Genomic DNA, 17995 nt, shown 5'->3' with positions numbered 1-17995 from the left:
AAAAAATATCATGCGTAAAATTACGATAGTCTTGTTATTAATTGTTGCAACATCTTTTGCAAGAGCGCAACAAAAAGTTGTTAATCCTCGTCCTTTAACCATGGCAGAATACGATAAAGCCCAAGGTTATACTGTTGCAGATTTAGACAAGGATACTTATGTAAAATTCAACAATACCTACATTTTGGATCGTTATGAATCCAGAAAACCATACTTTATAACGGGAGATGATGGACTAAAAAAACGAATCGACCTTTATAAACTTATTGCCAAAGAAGGCATGCAGGAAATTGGCTTGATGGTATTTTACACCAACGAAACCGGTAAGTTATTTAAAGCTTTGGTACCTGATTTTACGGCTGAAGGTAAGGTTTGGGAAAAGTATTTTCAGGATATAGATAACATTAATAAGGAAGAAAAAAACTTTGTACTTAAACTATCTTACATTTTATCTAAAGAATTAGCCTATCAGCAGTATAAAGCACTTAATGCTGGTAAAAACTTATCAGAAGAAGCTGGCACTTACGGTAGTGATATTTGTTTCCCTGGTGATGAAGTTGTAACGATGGCAAACGGTGGAGAAAAACTTTTGAAAGATATTAAACCGGGCGACGAAGTAATTACTATTGATCCGAAAAGCAAATTACGCTCTGCAGTGAAAGTTAAGGAACTGACTATTCATGAAGCGAAAAATTACGCCATTACTTCTGTGGTATTAATTGCCGGTAAAAGCATTAATACTTTTTCAGGAACGGAAATAAGCCTAAGCGCCAAAATATTAAAGGCCACTCCCAACCATCCAATGACTACCGTAAAAGGTAAAATGAAAATTGGTGAGGTAAAAGAAGGCGAAGAGATACTATGCCTAAACGAAAAAACCGGAAAATATGAAACTTATCTGGTGTGGAAAAAAGAAGAGAGCGCCGGTGGCAAGCAAAATGTATATAATATTATAGCTGATGCAGGAAGCACATTTATCATGAATGGTGTGATGGTGATGCAAAAATAACGTCTAAGAGGCTTATCATAAATCAATTATATTTAACCTTGGCACGTTGAGCCTGTCGAAACGCTCTAAAAGGCAGTTTTTAAAAGTCCTTCGACGAGGCTCAGTATTATATTTCGTATTTATGATACGGCCGCTTAATTTCTACTCTATAAATTAATTTCATAAAAATTTCAGCGTTAGGATAATCATAAAACTCCCCGCTTAAACTTACTCTTATTTAAATGGCTTAAAAATTGTTCATTGAGCTGATATTCGATTGATGTTATGCTGAAAACTACTGCAATAATACTGAATATGCTATTAAATATTTAAGTATGTTGTGTTCTTTAAAGTATTTGCTTTTAAAAAAATAGTATTTCTATCAGCACTGATTACCACATTAAAGCGTTTCAGCAAGTCAGAGCCAATAATACTCATTTTTTGTCGCCCTAATGCACCCTGAAAGAAACCCGAAGGAACATTATTTAGTTTGTTTTTGCCAATGATAAAGGAGGTTACTATGGCTTTTTTGGTCTTAAGTAAGTTGCCGAAAGAATCTTTCAAGCTTTTTTCACCAGTTATTTTAAGCTTTTCATTTAGCTGGTTATCTGTGGTGAATTGATCATCAAAAAGTATAGCACCCGAATAACCTGAATGGATAAGGAATTGGTTTTTCAGCAAATCATTTCCAATTTTACATTCGGCTTCAACAAACATCATTTCATCTTTATAAATTAAATTTAATTTATTGTAAGACTTAATATCTGAAGGCAAATTCTGACTAACAGTGATTGTTTTTTTATCAAAATTTAACTCAAGCACTTTGTTATTAAATAATTCCAATCCAAATTTACCGCCACTTCCGGGCCCTGAATTTAGGTTTTCCCAAAGCGGAATGTTCTCCCAATTATGATTGCCTATTTGAAGCATATTGCTTTTACTGTAACGTGAAGAGTTTTCTGCACCGCCCCAGCTTTTAACCGTATCTGTTCTTTCGAATTGAAGGCTATTCATTTTTCCAATCGCATCTTTAGTTAGGGTAAGCGCACTTGCCGCAGTGTGAAACATGAGCGATACAGTATCCTGGTTGTTCAAAGTGGCTTTTATGATGATGTTATTTTGGCTAGTAAGGGTAAAGGGAATTTTATAATCTGACGTTGATTGTGCCAGTAAAAATTGCTGAGCAATCGCTATCATCGAAAAGGTGGCGAGCAGGCTTTTTATTATTTGTCGAACTGATTTCATTTAACCAAGATAGGCGTTTTTTTTTACAGCTAATCCGGAGCGGTTATAAAAAAATCAGGACATAAAAAAAGCGAGTTGCCCCGCTTTGAATGTTTTCACAACGGAATAATCCTTATTGTGATTTGCTTTCGAAAACAAATATAGAATTTAATTTAATATCAAGGATACGGGAAACCGTAATGAATTAAAAATAAATGAATTTAAGTTTGAGTATTCAAGGTAAATATTGAGAATGGTTCTGTGTTGGGTAAGAATTAAAAATTAAATCGGATATTGTTAAATATTTAAATAACTGCTCATGAAAAAAATATTAGGACTTGACTTAGGAACAAATAGTATTGGTTGGGCATTGATAGAAGTTGATGAGCTTAATGGGCCTTTTCAAATTCTTGCAATGGGATCAAGAATAATTCCATTGGATGCAGATGCCAGAGACCAATTTCAAAAAGGGCAAGCTATTTCTAAAAATAAAGATAGAACTACTGCTAGAACCCAAAGAAAAGGCTATGATAGAAAACAGCTAAAAAAATCTGATGATTTCAAATACAGTCTAAAAAAGATTTTGGAAAAACTCAATATCTTCCCAACAGATGAATTATTGAACTTACCAAGTTTAGATTTATGGAAGCTAAGAAGCAATGCCGTTTCTAATAATGAAGAAATATCTCCAAAACAATTGGGAAGAATACTATATCTACTCAATCAAAAAAGAGGATATAAATCGTCAAGAAGTGAAGCTAATGCAGACAAAAAAGATACCGATTATGTTGTCGAAGTAAAAGGAAGATATAAATTATTGAAAGAAAAAAACCAAACTTTAGGGCAATACTTTTATGATGAATTATCTTCAGCAAACCAAAACAATACTTATTTTAGAGTTAAAGAAAAAGTCTATCCTAGGGAGGCTTATATCGAAGAATTTGATGCCATAATTAATACCCAAAAATCTAAACATTCATTTTTAACTGATGATGTTATCCATTCATTAAGAAATGAAATCATCTATTACCAACGTAAGCTAAAATCACAAAAGGGTTTGGTAAGCATCTGTGAATTTGAAGGTTTTGAAACTTCTTATTTTGATAAGAAAACCCAACAAGATAAAACCATATTTACAGGGCCCAAAGTTGCACCTAGAACATCTCCATTATTTCAGCTTTGTAAAATCTGGGAAGTAGTTAACAATATCTCTATAAAAATTAAAAACCCTGAAGGAAGCAAGTACAAATGGGATGATAGAATACCTACTATTGAAGAAAAGCAAACGATAGTAAATCATCTTTTAGAAAATGAAAACCTAAGTTTTGCAGAATTACTTAAAATATTAGAGCTCAAAAAAGAACAGGTTTATGCTAATAAACAAATTTTAAAAGGTATTCAAGGCAATACAACCTATTCAGCTATTCATAAAATTACAGGCAATAGTGAACATGTAAAATTTGATACTCATACAATCCCATCAAAACATTTTGCTGTTCTAATTGATAAAAAAACCGGTGAAATTTTAGACGAACGAGATAGTGTCGAATTAAATTCAGCTTTAGAGCAAGAACCTTTTTATCAATTATGGCATACCATTTATTCTATAAAAGAATTAGATGAATGTAAAAATGCCTTAATGAAACGCTTTAATTTCGAAGAAGAAATTGCAGAAAAACTTTCCAAAATTGATTTTAACAAGCAAGCATTTGGCAATAAATCTAATAAAGCAATGCGAAAAATGTTGCCTTATTTAATGCTAGGTTACAACCAAGCAGATGCTGAAAGCTTTGCAGGTTATAATCGCAGATTAACTAAAGAAGAAAAATCAAAGAATGTTTCAGATGAGCCCTTGCAGTTACTAGCTAAAAATAGCTTGCGACAACCAGTTGTAGAAAAAATTCTCAACCAAATGATAAATGTAGTAAATGCAATTATTGAGAAATATGGAAAACCTGAGGAAATTAGAGTAGAGCTTGCCAGAGAATTAAAACAAAGTAAAGATGAGCGTGAAGATACTGATAAGCAAAATGGATTTAATAAAAAACTTAATGAATTGGTAGTAACTAAACTTAGTGAACTTGGATTACCTACTACCAAACGTTATATTCAAAAGTACAAATTTATTTTCCCTGCCAAAGATAAAAATTGGAAAGAAGCACAAGTTGCAAATCAATGTATTTATTGTGGCGAAACATTTAATCTAACAGAGGCATTAAGTGGTGATAACTTCGATGTTGACCACATAGTACCAAAAGCCTTATTGTTCGATGACTCACAGACTAACAAGGTATTAGTCCATAGAAATTGTAACTCTACTAAAACTAACAATACAGCTTACGATTATATCTCAAAAAAAGGTGGCAACGCCCTAGGCGAATATATATTAAGAGTAGATGAATGGTTTAAAAGAGGAATAATTTCTTACGGGAAAATGCAACGTTTAAAAGTTTCATTTGAAGAATATCAAGAACGTAAAAAAGTTGGCAAAGAAACCGAAGCAGATAAAAGAATATGGGAAAACTTTATTGATAGGCAATTACGTGAAACCGCATACATTGCCAGAAAAGCAAAAGAAATTTTAGGAAAGGTTTGCCATAATGTTACCAGTACTGAAGGAAATGTTACTGCTAAACTCCGTGGACTTTGGGGATGGGATGATGTATTAATGAACTTACAATTGCCTAAATATAAGGAAATAGGACAAACGCAAATAAAAGAGTGGACAAGTGATCACGGAAATCGTAAACACCAAAAAGAAGAAATAGCAAATTGGACTAAACGGGATGACCATCGCCATCATGCAATAGACGCACTCGTAATAGCTTGTACCCAGCAAGGCTTTATTCAGAGAATAAACACATTAAGTTCGAGCGAAACGAAAGATGAAATGCAAAGAGAAATCGATTTCGCGAAGAAAAAATATGGCAACAACTACGATGAAAAAATATTAAATGAAAATAATGAAATAGTTAAGGGGCAAAAAGAAAAAAACAATCAACTAAATTCATATCTGATTTCACAGAGGCCAGAAAATTTCACAACAAAATACATTGAGCAAGAAGCTGATAAAATTTTAGTATCCTTTAAAGCAGGGAAAAAAGTAGCAACTATAAGTAAGTTTAAAGCTACCGGAAAGAATAAAGAAACTGGTGTTATTGTTCCAAGAGGAGCATTACATGAACAGTTTGTTTACGGTAAAATTAAAACTATTGCCAAAGATTTCAAAACAGGGTTATTAATCAAATATCCAATAAAATACTTGTTCGAAAACCCAGATTTAATTGCTGAACCAATAGTTAAAACTAAAGTTGAAGAAAGGTTAAATGATTTTGGGCGAGATATTAAAAAGTGTATTGAATCCTTAAAAAAGTTTCCTATTTATCTTGATCTTGCTAAGTCTATTGTACTTATATCTTCTTATTGCTATAAGGATGAATTTGTGATTAAATATAAAATTACAGATTTAAAAAATGATGATGTTAAGTATATTATTGATGAAAAAGTAATGCACCTGGTTCAAGAGAGGTTAGATGCACACAATGGCAAGGAAAAAGAAGCATTTAAAGACATACTTTGGTTTAATGAAAATAAAAGAATACCCATACTAACTGTTAGGTGTTTCACAGGCCTTTCAGCTGTTCAAGCTATTAAAAAAGATGAGAATGGTAAAGAAATTGGATTTGCAAAAACAGGTAACAATCATCATATAGCTTTATATAAAGATAATACTGGAAAGCATATACAACATTTATGCACCTTTTGGCATGCAGTAGAGCGCAAGAAATTCAAAATCCCTTATATCATCAATAATACAAATACTCTTTGGAATGATTTGATAAATAAAGAGTTACCTCAATCCTTTTTGGATAAACTTCCTACTGATAATTTGGACTTACAACTTAGTATGCAACAAAATGAAATGTTTGTATTAGGATTATCGCAAGAAGAATTTGATGAAGCCATACAACAAAATAATAAGGCATTATTGAGTAAAAATATCTATTTAGTTTGGAGTATTGGGGATAATCAGTATTGGTTTAGACATCATTTAGAGACTAAAAACTCAGAATTGAAAGTAACAATTGGTGCAAAAGAAAGCCGAAGGTTCTACTTATTTAAAAGTATTGGAGCATTTCTATCTAAAAACCCAATTAAAGTACGTTTGAACCATTTAGGAGAAATTACTAAAGTAGGCGAAGGCCACACGAAAGAGCAAAGATACATAAGCTCAGAAGTCAATTTATTATTACTAAATGAACCTACAGCTATTTATCAAACTCAAAACCGTTTAAAAATTTTCAATTCATTTGAAGAAGCCAAACAAGACGAAATAGACTTTATCATTAAACAATCTCCAATTGATAGGATAAAACATACAGTAGATTTAATTTTAAAGGCTTACGGTTTTAATGAGGAAGACTTAAGAATTAGAAAACAAAATAACACAATAAGAATAATCAAAGCAGAATGAACCTATTTATAGAAAAACATCAAGAGCTAATCAATAAACTATTGTTACATAAAGTTGATTTTATAGTGATAGGCGGATATGCTGTTATATTTCATGGCTATGCTAGAACAACCGGAGACATTGACATTTGGTTAAGTCCAACTAATGACAACAAAGTTAAGTTATTAGAAGTATTTAAGACGATGGACTTCTTTGAAGCAGACCTGCAGCCAATTATTGATATGGATTTTACTGGTTATTTCGTTTTTTCTCTATGGGAAGAACCCGAAAAAGTTGATTTTATTACCAAAATTAACCTTGTAGAATTTGAAGAGGCGAGTAAAAGAAAAATAATAGTAGAAGTTGACGGATTAAAAATCCCCTTTCTACACCTAGATGATTTAGTTTTATCCAAATTTAATACAGGACGATTAAAAGACAAAGCAGATATAGAAGAATTACAGCATATTCAAAGAAATAAGAAGTTTTAAATAATATCGCTCTCATGATTAAAAGAACGCTCCACTTCTCTAATCCAGCTTATTTAAGTTTGCAACAAAATCAACTCGCTATTGACTTACCCCATTTAAAATCATTAGGAGAGAAAGAATCTAAGAAAACGATTCCGATAGAAGATATTGGAATTATTATATTGGATAATCAGCAAATCACCATTACCCATGGTTGCATTGCTGCACTATTAGAAAATAATGCGGCCATAATTACCTGCAACCAGAGCCGGCACCCTACAGGCATGATGCTCCCGATTGACGGGCATAATACGCAAAGCGAACGTTTTCGTTATCAAATTGATGCATCGCAACCCCTAAAAAAGCAACTTTGGCAACAAACAGCACAAGCAAAAATTCTAAACCAGGCTGCTGTGCTTTTTAACCGAAATATTCCTTGCGAAAATATGGTTCATTGGGCAAAATCAGTTCGCTCGGGCGACCCGGATAATTACGAAGGAAGAGCTGCCGCTTATTATTGGAAAAATGTTTTCCCTAAAAAAATAGATTTCTTTAGAGGCCGGGAAGGCGACCCCCCAAATAATTTACTCAATTATGGCTATGCGATTTTAAGGGCTATTGTGGCTCGTGGTTTAGTTTGTTCTGGTCTGCTTCCAACATTAGGCATCCATCATCGAAATAAATACAACGCTTATTGTTTAGCGGATGATATTATGGAACCTTATCGCCCCTATGTAGATGAAATTGTGTTGGGGATAATTGACAGAGGTGAAAATTTTTTAGAACTGGGTACTTCCATTAAAACACAACTTTTGGGTATTGCTACTGTTGATGTACAATTTGAAAAAAGTAAAAGCCCGTTAATGGTCGGCTTGCAAAGCACAACATCATCCCTGGCCAAATGTTATGAGGGTACCATAAGAAGAATCAACTACCCAATTATGAAAAATTTTGATGCAAAGAGGCCACCAAAATTTAGCCTGGAAGATGATTTAATTCCGATTACAACCCGTGAAATTCCTGAACCAGATAATGATATGCAAAGAGGCGAGTTACCATTTTAATTAATGCGTTTAAATGAATATCGAATTTTGTGGGTATTAGTTTTTTTCGATTTACCTACTGAAACTAAAAAAGAACGAAGCATTGCTTCAAAATTTCGTAAGGAAATTTTACGGGATGGCTTTGCTATGTTTCAGTTTTCAATTTATTTAAGGCATTGCAGCAGCCGCGAAAATGCCGATGTACATATTAACCGGGTTAAAAGATTATTGCCGGAAAAAGGACATATCGGTATTATGACAGTTACCGATAAACAATTTGGGATGATGGAATTATTTTATGGTAAAAAGGAAAAAGAACTACCAGATACGCCACAACAATTAGAACTGTTTTAGTATTTCTCCGTCTTCTATGTCTACAGATACATTAAGATAATGTCATTCTTAACCTGATTGGGAATCTTAAAGCTAAATAAGAGAATTATAAACTAATATCAGCTGTTCTTTAATCATTACTTTGCAATTACAATTAAATAAACATTAGAATAAAAATCTGGCCGCAAAAGCGACCAGATTTTTTTAATTCTAATTTTTGAGATAAATCAATGATATACAGATAAATAAACCACGGTATGTTGTTGTAAATATCAGTATCTCAAAGAATGAAAGCAAATCACAACCCGAAGCCTGCGGATATGTTACTTAATTTAGTTGTTGTAAATATCAGTATCTCAAAGAATGAAAGCAAATCACAACAGTGCAGAATTAATTTTAATAGTTGATGATGTTGTTGTAAATATCAGTATCTCAAAGAATGAAAGCAAATCACAACTTAAAAACAGACGTAATGAATTAGAAGCTGGTTGTTGTAAATATCAGTATCTCAAAGAATGAAAGCAAATCACAACCCCATCAGCAACCAAGTATTAGTGGCTTTTGTTGTTGTAAATATCAGTATCTCAAAGAATGAAAGCAAATCACAACAGCATAGCACCCATCTACTATAATGATTTGTTGTTGTAAATATCAGTATCTCAAAGAATGAAAGCAAATCACAACAGTGGTGCTGCAACTTTAGCTGGAAATATTGTTGTTGTAAATATCAGTATCTCAAAGAATGAAAGCAAATCACAACAAAGAAGCTGCAAGTAAAGCTAAAGCTGCTGTTGTTGTAAATATCAGTATCTCAAAGAATGAAAGCAAATCACAACAGTATGACCAGTAGCTGAAAATTTTGCATCGTTGTTGTAAATATCAGTATCTCAAAGAATGAAAGCAAATCACAACGGAGTTTTATATACATGTGATGCTGATTGCGTTGTTGTAAATATCAGTATCTCAAAGAATGAAAGCAAATCACAACCTGCGGTTGTGATTTGCTTTCATTCTTTTTTTGCTCCTACGGCAGTTGGAAACTGCATAAGCGTCTACAGCAAGGGCTTCAAAACCACCCAAACATTATCGGCTAAAATTTTATCACCTTCAGCTGTTGGATGAATGCCATCTGGCTGGTTTAGTTTTGGAATGCCTCCAACTCTATCAAGCAAGAATGGGATTAAACTCATATTATTTTTCTTTGCCAATTCAGGAAATATATTTTTAAAATCCGCCGCGTACTTCGTACCCATACTTGGTGGCATTTGCATGCCTGCCATCACCAATTTTACATCAGGATATTTCGTTTTAACCCTATCAATGATATTTTGTAAATTCTTAGTGGTTTCGGCTACAGGTACACCGCGTAAACCATCATTAGAACCAAGTTCCAATACAAAAACATCTACTTTCTGTTTCAAAAGCCAATCTATCCTGCCCTTCCCTCCTGCCGATGTTTCGCCGCTCAAACCTCCATTTATAACCTTATAAGGCATTTTTAGTGAATCAATCCTATTTTGAATTAAGGCAGGGTAAGCCTCCGTTGGGTCAAGACCTAAACCAGCCGTTAAACTTGTTCCGAAAAACAAGATATTTTTAACAGGTTGTGAAACCTCTTTCACCATATTTTTTGCTACATCTGTACCATCAGATTTATCTTTATTCCCTGAATTTGAGCAGGCTTGTAATATTCCTGTCAAAACAATTAGTGCTATTAAGCGTTTTCGTAACATATCTATTTTTTCTGTCTCTTAAAATCAAAAAGCCATTACCTTTAACGGAAAAAGGCGCATTATGTTTTGATGCGTTCCAAACCAAAATTTAAAATTTTCAGCCATTGGAAAGCATATTGAACATCCGAAATGTAAGTAAAATTTATCAAAGCGCAGGGCGTGAACTTACTGTTTTAAACAACATTAATTTTTCAATTGATACAGGTTCTACTGTTGCAATAACAGGGCCTTCGGGAAGTGGAAAAACAACATTACTTGGTCTTTGTGCAGGTTTAGACAGAGCCAGTTCGGGTAGTGTTGAACTGAGCGGTGTGGTTTTAGATAAGCTAACTGAAGATGAAAGAGCAGCAGTTCGCAATCAGTATGTGGGTTTTATATTTCAAAATTTCCAGTTGTTGCCAACCTTAACAGCTTTAGAAAATGTAATGGTTCCACTTGAGTTAAGAGGTGCTAAAAATATAAAATCGCATGCTTTAGAATTACTGGATAAGGTAGGGCTTGCAGATAGAGGTCACCATTATCCCGTACAATTATCAGGCGGTGAACAACAGCGGGTTTCTCTAGCCCGGGCATTTTCAAATAGGCCTGCACTGCTTTTTGCTGATGAACCTACGGGAAATCTTGATGCAGAAACGAGTGAAAAAATTATAAAACTCTTGTTTGATTTGAATAAAGATGCAGGAACCACACTTGTGATTGTAACGCACGACCCTGATTTAGCAGCAAGAACAAACCGAGTGATTAAAATGAAAGGTGGCTTAATTATAGCCGACGAAAACCCGAATTATGTCTAACAACCCAATTCCAAAACAAAACGTTCCAATTTCCTGGTTATTTAAAATGGCCTGGAGGGATAGTCGCAAAAACCGTTCGCGTTTATTTCTCTTTATATCTTCCATAATTTTAGGTATTGCTGCTTTAGTGGCTGTTTATTCTTTTAAAGATAACCTTCAAAATGATATCGACAGGCAGGCAAAAGAATTAACAGGTGCTGATTTAATTGTAGAAAGCCGTAAAGCTGTAAGTAAGCAAACCCAGCAAATGCTTAAAACTATGGGCGATGATCGGGCAGCAGAAAGCACTTTTGCATCGATGGTTTATTTTGTAAAAGGTGGTGGAAGCAGGTTGGTACAAATGAAGGCTTTAGAGGGGAACTATCCTTTCTATGGCTCAATAGAAACTACACCAGCAAGTGCAGCTAAAAGTTTTTTTAGTGGTAGAGATGCTCTTGTTGACAAAACTTTAATGCTCCAGTTTAATGCAAAAACAGGCGATTCGATTAATGTAGGCGATTTGAGTTTTAAAATTGCAGGTGTTTTGGATAAAGCTCCTGGGCAAACAGGTATTTCATCAAGCGTAGCGCCTATCGTTTATATTCCACTTAAATACCTCGATAAAACAGGTCTAGTTAAAACCGGGAGTCGAATTAATTACAAATATTATTACAAATTTAACAGTTCGAATGAACTGACTTCGATAATAAAACAGCTCCAGCCAAAACTAGAGAAAGAAAGCTTAGATTTAGATACCGTTGCCGAAAGAAAAGAGCAAACCGGAAGAAGCTTTGGAGATTTAAATCGCTTTTTAGCATTAACCGGATTTATTGCTTTATTACTTGGATGCGTTGGTGTAGGAAGTGCCATTCATGTATATATTCAGGAAAAATTATCAGCCATTGCAACCTTAAGATGTATGGGCTTAAAAGCCTGGGATGCTTTCTTGATTTATCTCATCCAGGTTTCTTTCATTGGTATCATTGCTGCTATAATCGGATCGGTTCTAGGCACCTTAATACAGTTTTTATTACCCATTGTACTAAAAGATTTTCTTCCTGTAGAAATTACCATGCAGGTTTCCTGGTCGGCAATTGGCCAGGGCTTATTGCTTGGTTTAGTTATTTCTGTTTTATTTGCTTTGCCTTCACTTTTATCCGTAAGAAGAATTTCTCCCCTTAACGCAATTAGGGCAACTTTCGAAAACAGTACATCGAAAAAAAGAGATTTATTAAAGGGTTTTGTTTATTTGTTAATGATGGCCTTCATTGTGGGTTTCACCTATTTGCAAATGAAAACCTGGCTGCAAACCATCGCATTTACTGCGGGAATTTTAATTGCTTTCCTTTTATTAATGGCCTTTTCTGGCATTTTGATGTTTTTGGTGAAGAAACTTTTGCCTGCGTCTTTAAGTTATTTATGGCGACAAGGCTTTGCAAATTTATATCGACCAAACAATCAAACGTTAATGCTCACTATGTCTATCGGATTATCAACAGCCTTTATTTGTACGCTTTATTTCGTACAAGGTATTTTGATAAACAGAGTTACCCTTTCTTCGGGCGCTTCGCAACCTAATATGGTTTTATTCGATATTCAGAACACCCAAAAAATAGCTGTTACTGATTTGGCAAAATCTTACAAATTACCTTTAATGAACCAGGTTCCGGTAATTACCATGAGAATTGAAGAAATTAATGGCAAAAAGGCGGGTGCTGACAGTACAAATAAAAGGGCTTTCAGAAATGAAATCCGTGCCACTTATCAGGATACTTTAACTGCTGCAGAAAAAATTATTGATGGAAAATGGATTGCACAAGTTAATAGCCCAAAAGATGTTGTTTACATTTCTTTGGATCAAAATTTTGCCCGAAGTATTAAAGTCAAACTAAATGATAAAATTGTTTTCAATGTTCAGGGTATGCTATTGCCAACGGTTGTAGGCAGTTTAAGAGAAGTTAACTGGAGCAGGATGCAAACCAATTTTCGTGTTGTATTTCCGTCGGGAGTTTTAGAGCAGGCGCCACAATTTCATGTATTAATGACCAGGGTGCCAAACAGCGAAACATCAGCAAGTTTTCAGGGTGCCGTAGTTCGTAAGTTTCCAAACATCTCTGTGATTGATTTGGGTTTAGTTTTGAAACTGCTGGATGAACTGCTTGGCAAAATAAGTTTTGTTATTCAGTTTATGGCAGGTTTTAGCATGATAACAGGATGGATTGTTTTAATATCAGCTGTGTTAACGAGTAAAAACCAACGCATAAAAGAAAGCATTCTGCTCAGAACCATGGGTGCAAGCAGAAAACAAATTCTTGCTATAAACGCTATAGAATATTTTTTCTTAGGTTTATTTGCCGCAGCCGCAGGATTAATTCTTGCATTAAGTGGCAGCTGGGCATTGGCAAAGTTTAGTTTCGATGCTTCATTTATTCCCCCTTTATTACCAACTTTTTTACTCTTCAGCAGTGTGATTTTACTGGTAGTAATAACGGGTGTATTAAGCAGCAGAAGTATATTAAATAAACCACCGCTGCAAATTTTACGAAATGAAGGAAATTAATGTAATTGTTTATTAGCGATGAACTCTGATTGGATTATAAGCGATAATAAATTCGGAATCTGAATGTTGAGCACCAAAAGTATTAATTGGATCTTTAGCAAAAATAGGTGTTTGATTCAACTCAATTTTAACCAGCTCTGATAACTTTTGCAAAGATTCTGAAGTGATTTGAGTTGAAACTGTAGGATAATATTTTTGCTCAATTTCTAACTTCTCAGCTGCATTCGCTAAATTAAGTTTCCAACCTTCATCTTTTTTAAAACCATATTCTTTTGTAGCGCTGTTTATTGCATAAGCGTACATTTTTGCCTGAAATTCTATTTCTTTATTTTCCATATTTTTAATTAATCACCAGCATTTGTTTGGAGCAGGTGCACTTGTTTAATCCTTATGTTTAAAGAAAATCCGGTATTGAAAAGTGATTATTAACCGCTTTAGCAGATTTTATTTCTCAGTCGGGAGAACCCAACCATCTATTGATTTTTCCAAATTTACTTAAAATAAACGGGAGCAGGATTTTAATTGAGCATTAATAATAAAACTATGTTTTTAGGGCATTCAGAATGAAGGTAATTTTATACCTTGCAACATAAAACCAACCAACCTTTTACCTTGCAGAATACCGCCAAACAAAATACAATTGCTAAACCATTTCTAAAATGGGCAGGTGGTAAAACACAGTTAATTCCTGTAATTGAGCAGTATTTACCTAAAGAAATTGAAAAGATAAATGATTTAACTTATATCGAGCCATTTATTGGTAGTGGTGCTATTTTCTTTTGGTTTATTCAGAAATTTAATATCAAAAAAGCTGTAATAAACGATATCAATACCGATTTGATAAATGTTTACAAAACAATAAAAGCCAAGCCAGAAGAACTAATCACGATTTTGAATGCAATTGAATCAGATTATTATGGCTTAAATTTTGAAGAAGAAAAAAGGAATTTCTTTCTAAACATCAGAACTAAATTTAACTTTAAAACTGATGATATAACTGAAAATTCGGCCTTTTTCATTTTCCTAAACCGAACTTGCTTTAATGGCTTATATCGCGTAAACAGTAAAAATTTATTTAATGTTCCATTTGGAAAATATGCCAGACCGAAAATCTCCGACCCATTAAATATTTTGGCAATCAGTAAGCTTTTGCAAGATATTACTATACTAAACGGCGATTATACTGAAACAGTAAAATACATTGGAAAAAAAAGCTTTTTCTATTTCGATCCACCATACAAACCCATTAGTAAAACTTCTTCCTTTAATGCTTATGCCAAAGGAGAATTTGGTGATGAACAACAAAACAGACTTGCTGATTTTACAGAATTACTAACAAAAAAAAAGCATTTGTGGCTTTTAAGTAATTCTGACCCAAAAAATTTAAATCCTGCAGATTTATTTTTTGATGATCTTTATGATAAACCATCAAATACAATTTTAAGGGTTAAAGCCAAGCGAATGATAAACTCCAATGCGCAGAAAAGAGGTGAAATAAATGAGATTTTGATTATGAATTACCAATTAACATAATTAAAACCCTTGTTCTTTCATAACCATATCCAACTCTTGCCACTTTTTTCCTTTCGAAAAATTTGCTGCATATTCTGGGTTTAAATTTTCAATTAATACCTGATACATACCTAGTCTTTTGATTCTTTTTTTCAAAATTGCGTATTCCTTATTTTCTTCAGCAATCATGCCTGCATAAATTACGGTAAACCAAATATTAATTTCTTCTGTGTGTTCTGCGTAATCTTCTGCAATTAAATCGATAATCTTTAAAACATCGGGGTTGATGGTTTTATCCGTAAACAGATAGACTTTTAAGAAATCGTTATATACTTTTTGATTTGAATATTGTTTGCCTATTTCCTGAATACGCCCAAAATATTCTGTATCCAAAGGTGCGTACCTTTTGAGCCCATTTTTTGTTACATAAACGCACCAATTATCAAAGCTCCCTTTATCAAATTCGATAATAATATGATTATTTATTGTTTTAATACATGTGGACATTCCATTTAAATTGAAGTAAATAAAAAGGGACGTACCATAAATTTAAGGATTTTTTTTGAGATTGATAGTATTATTAACCACCACCACCCCCCGCCCCCTCATAAATTAGGAGCGAAGTAGTTAATGCGATGGCAAAATCTGTTTTAATTTTTGGATTGAATGATTTTAGGCATTTCGCTTAATAAGCTTTATAGTATTGTCCAGCTACCCCCTTTTTTCAGGGAGGGATTAGTTAATGAGTCAACAAAAAAATTGTTGATTTTTTAGAGTAAGTCGATTTGTAAAATTGAACTGTTTTGGGGTGGTTGATATATTACTGCCCTCTGCTAAGGAGGATACAAAGTGCAGATAGCGGGTTTGCAAAGCAAAATGAAATACTAAATACCTCTGGTTGGCGGTAATTTACCTCCCCAATCCTTCCGAAGGATGATATAAAGATAGCAAGGCAGAAACAGTAAAATTATAAATAGAAATACCTTTTTGAGCCATACAATATAGGTCATATATCTCCACTCGCACATGAATTAAAGGTGTGGTGGGCAATAGTACCAATTTCAAGAAGGGCAACTACTCTTCTCCTACCAATAGAGCGTTTAAGAAAAAAAAGAGTTATCGCGAAACTTTGTAATTAATTATATAAAACATTTCTGAAATGATATAAAGTAAGCGTAACATATCATCCTAATTTTACATCATTAAATTGAAATACCCTTTAAATCATGAAGTTAAAACTAACACTATTAAGTATAATTATTTTTGCTGCAACGTATAAATCCAACGCTCAACATGAAATGCATATGCCTGCTAAGAAAAATTCTGTTGTTAAAAGCATGGATTCGACAATGAAGGGTATGAACCACGATATGCATAACATGAACATGACTACACCAATGAGCCATTCCTATTCTTTAAATCTTCCGATGAGCAGAAATGGTTCTGGTACCTCATGGCTACCAGATGCATCACCAATGTATGGGTTGATGATTCACTCAAAGAAATGGATGTATATGTTACACGGAAACATAGCTCTGCGCTACACTAAGCAGGATGTTGGAGATAAAGGAAATCGTGGAGATGATAAATTTGATGCGCCAAACTGGTTTATGGCTATGGGACAACGAAAAATTGGCGAAAAAGGTTTAGTTCATTTTGGCGCAATGTTATCACTTGACAGATTAACAGAAGGCGGCAATGGTTACCCATTATTGTTTCAAACCGGCGAAAGCTGGAAAGGAAATCCTTTGGTAGACCGGCAACACCCGCATGATTTATTTTCTGAATTATCAGTTGCCTATACCTATGCTTTTTCAAAAAAATCAGATCTTAGCTTATACCTGGGTTATCCGGGAGAGCCGGCGCTTGGTTCTGTTGCCTTTATGCATCGCCCGTCGGCATTGTCAAATCCAGATGCACCAATTTCTCACCATTGGAATGACGGTACACACATCACTTTCGGTGTAGCAACAATTGGTTACCGATATGATAAATTTAAAGTTGAAGCATCTTCTTTCACTGGAAGAGAGCCTGATGAAAATCGTTTTGATTTTGATAAACCCAGGTTCGATTCGTATAGTGCCAGACTTTCTTTCAACCCAAATAAAAATTGGGCTTTACAAGTATCTCATGGCTGGATAAAAAGTCCTGAAAGTTTGCATGCTAACGAAGATGTAAACAGAACTATTGCATCAGCCATTTATGCATTGCCATTAGGCGATGAGAAAAGCTTAAATGCTACAGCATTGTGGGGCTTAAACAAAACAAAAGGCCATGAGGGTGAAAATGCAGTATTATTAGAAACAGCTTATCGGGTAAAAAAACTTTCACTTTATAGCAGATACGAATGGGTACAAAAATCAACAGAAGAATTAAACCTTAATGAATCCTTTTATGGAGAAAATCTTTATGGTGTACATGCTTTAAGTGCTGGCATTAATTATGACGTTTTAAATCTGAAAAAATTCAGAGGCGCAATTGGTACACAAATCTCATTTTACAATACAAACAACGCATTGAATAACTTATATGGGAAAAATCCAATCGGCGCACAGGTTTTTATAAGGATCTATCCTGCATTAATGAAAATTTAAATTACTTTAACTATTAGCAGATGTGTAGTTATAATGAGTGTTCCTCAATAGTGACTACCAAATTTCGCTTCAAAGTATACACTGCTATTTAATTTTGGAAGATTAGCTTTCTCTTAAGCCAAAGTAAAATGGTTTTTCAGATTTTTGACACAAAACATCAAATTATTTTTCCTCAATTACCGCTTCCTTACAAGATAATCATTAGTCTACTTAAGTACGACGAGCGCCTTTAATAATTATAATTCTCAAGAATCGATAATTTTTAATCATTTTTCAATTACACTTGAAAATGTATTTCATGAAATATGGAAA

At 33.8% G+C, this 17995-nt stretch carries 13 protein-coding genes and 1 CRISPR repeat array; of the genes, 9 read left to right on the top strand and 4 right to left on the bottom strand.

Going from position 1 to position 17995, the window contains the following annotated elements:
* Positions 1-10: 10 nt before the first annotated feature.
* Positions 11-1009 (top strand): Hint domain-containing protein, encoded by a 999-nt coding sequence (locus tag IEV50_RS13485; RefSeq protein WP_188415176.1) that lies wholly within the window; start codon positions 11-13, stop codon positions 1007-1009.
* Positions 1010-1309: 300 nt separating this feature from the next.
* On the opposite strand, the gene IEV50_RS13480 is transcribed toward IEV50_RS13485, so the two are convergent.
* Positions 1310-2233 carry an aspartyl protease family protein gene (locus IEV50_RS13480; RefSeq protein WP_188415174.1) on the bottom strand — a complete coding sequence of 308 codons (924 nt, stop codon included), beginning with the start codon at positions 2231-2233 and terminating at the stop codon, positions 1310-1312.
* Positions 2234-2531: 298 nt separating this feature from the next.
* Here IEV50_RS13480 and cas9 point away from each other — a divergent pair, with 298 nt between their 5' ends.
* From cas9 to cas2, 4 genes are read left to right on the top strand one after another with little or no spacing between them, the layout of a single operon-like run.
* Positions 2532-6686, top strand: coding sequence for a type II CRISPR RNA-guided endonuclease Cas9 (cas9, locus tag IEV50_RS13475; protein WP_188415172.1), 4155 nt, complete (start codon positions 2532-2534; stop codon positions 6684-6686).
* Positions 6683-7156, top strand: a complete 474-nt coding sequence (locus tag IEV50_RS13470) for a nucleotidyltransferase (RefSeq protein WP_188415170.1) — start codon at positions 6683-6685, stop codon at positions 7154-7156. Before cas9 ends, IEV50_RS13470 begins: the two co-directional genes overlap by 4 nt.
* A 14-nt stretch (positions 7157-7170) precedes the next feature.
* Positions 7171-8199 carry a type II CRISPR-associated endonuclease Cas1 gene (gene cas1, locus IEV50_RS13465; protein WP_188415168.1) on the top strand — a complete coding sequence of 343 codons (1029 nt, stop codon included), beginning with the start codon at positions 7171-7173 and terminating at the stop codon, positions 8197-8199.
* Positions 8200-8202: 3 nt separating this feature from the next.
* Entirely contained in the window at positions 8203-8532 is a 330-nt protein-coding gene (gene cas2, locus IEV50_RS13460; RefSeq protein ID WP_188415166.1) for a CRISPR-associated endonuclease Cas2, read from the top strand.
* Positions 8533-8770: 238 nt separating this feature from the next.
* A CRISPR array of direct repeats spans positions 8771-9499; the repeat unit is 46 nt; unit sequence GTTGTTGTAAATATCAGTATCTCAAAGAATGAAAGCAAATCACAAC.
* Between the two features lie 64 nt (positions 9500-9563).
* Here the strand turns inward: cas2 and IEV50_RS13455 are convergent.
* Positions 9564-10244 (bottom strand): arylesterase, encoded by a 681-nt coding sequence (locus IEV50_RS13455; protein ID WP_188415164.1) that lies wholly within the window; start codon positions 10242-10244, stop codon positions 9564-9566.
* Between the two features lie 104 nt (positions 10245-10348).
* Between IEV50_RS13455 and IEV50_RS13450 the strand changes: the two genes are divergently transcribed.
* The gene (locus IEV50_RS13450) at positions 10349-11038 is read left to right on the top strand and encodes an ABC transporter ATP-binding protein (RefSeq protein ID WP_188415162.1); all 690 of its coding nucleotides are present in this window, start codon (positions 10349-10351) and stop codon (positions 11036-11038) included.
* Positions 11031-13577 (top strand): ABC transporter permease, encoded by a 2547-nt coding sequence (locus IEV50_RS13445; RefSeq protein ID WP_229746730.1) that lies wholly within the window; start codon positions 11031-11033, stop codon positions 13575-13577. Before IEV50_RS13450 ends, IEV50_RS13445 begins: the two co-directional genes overlap by 8 nt.
* A 12-nt stretch (positions 13578-13589) precedes the next feature.
* On the opposite strand, the gene IEV50_RS13440 is transcribed toward IEV50_RS13445, so the two are convergent.
* Positions 13590-13913: a hypothetical protein gene (locus tag IEV50_RS13440; RefSeq protein WP_188415160.1), complete on the bottom strand. Its 324-nt coding sequence runs from the start codon at positions 13911-13913 to the stop codon at positions 13590-13592.
* A gap of 246 nt (positions 13914-14159) precedes the next feature.
* Here IEV50_RS13440 and IEV50_RS13435 point away from each other — a divergent pair, with 246 nt between their 5' ends.
* The gene (locus IEV50_RS13435) at positions 14160-15110 is read left to right on the top strand and encodes a DNA adenine methylase (RefSeq protein ID WP_229746729.1); all 951 of its coding nucleotides are present in this window, start codon (positions 14160-14162) and stop codon (positions 15108-15110) included.
* Here IEV50_RS13435 and IEV50_RS13430 read toward each other — a convergent pair whose 3' ends face one another.
* A complete protein-coding gene (locus IEV50_RS13430; protein WP_188415157.1) occupies positions 15111-15596 on the bottom strand; it encodes a DUF7004 family protein in 486 nt (161 codons plus the stop codon).
* A gap of 719 nt (positions 15597-16315) precedes the next feature.
* On the opposite strand from IEV50_RS13430, the gene IEV50_RS13425 reads away from it, so the two are divergent.
* Positions 16316-17683 (top strand): hypothetical protein, encoded by a 1368-nt coding sequence (locus tag IEV50_RS13425; protein ID WP_188415156.1) that lies wholly within the window; start codon positions 16316-16318, stop codon positions 17681-17683.
* Positions 17684-17995: the final 312 nt, after the last annotated feature.

The organism is Pedobacter mendelii (genome assembly GCF_014635725.1).
In the GTDB taxonomy this organism is placed as follows: Bacteria; Bacteroidota; Bacteroidia; order Sphingobacteriales; family Sphingobacteriaceae; genus Pedobacter; species Pedobacter mendelii.
The sequence above is the reverse complement of the archived record's forward strand: the minus strand, read 5'-3'. Positions and strand labels throughout refer to the sequence as shown.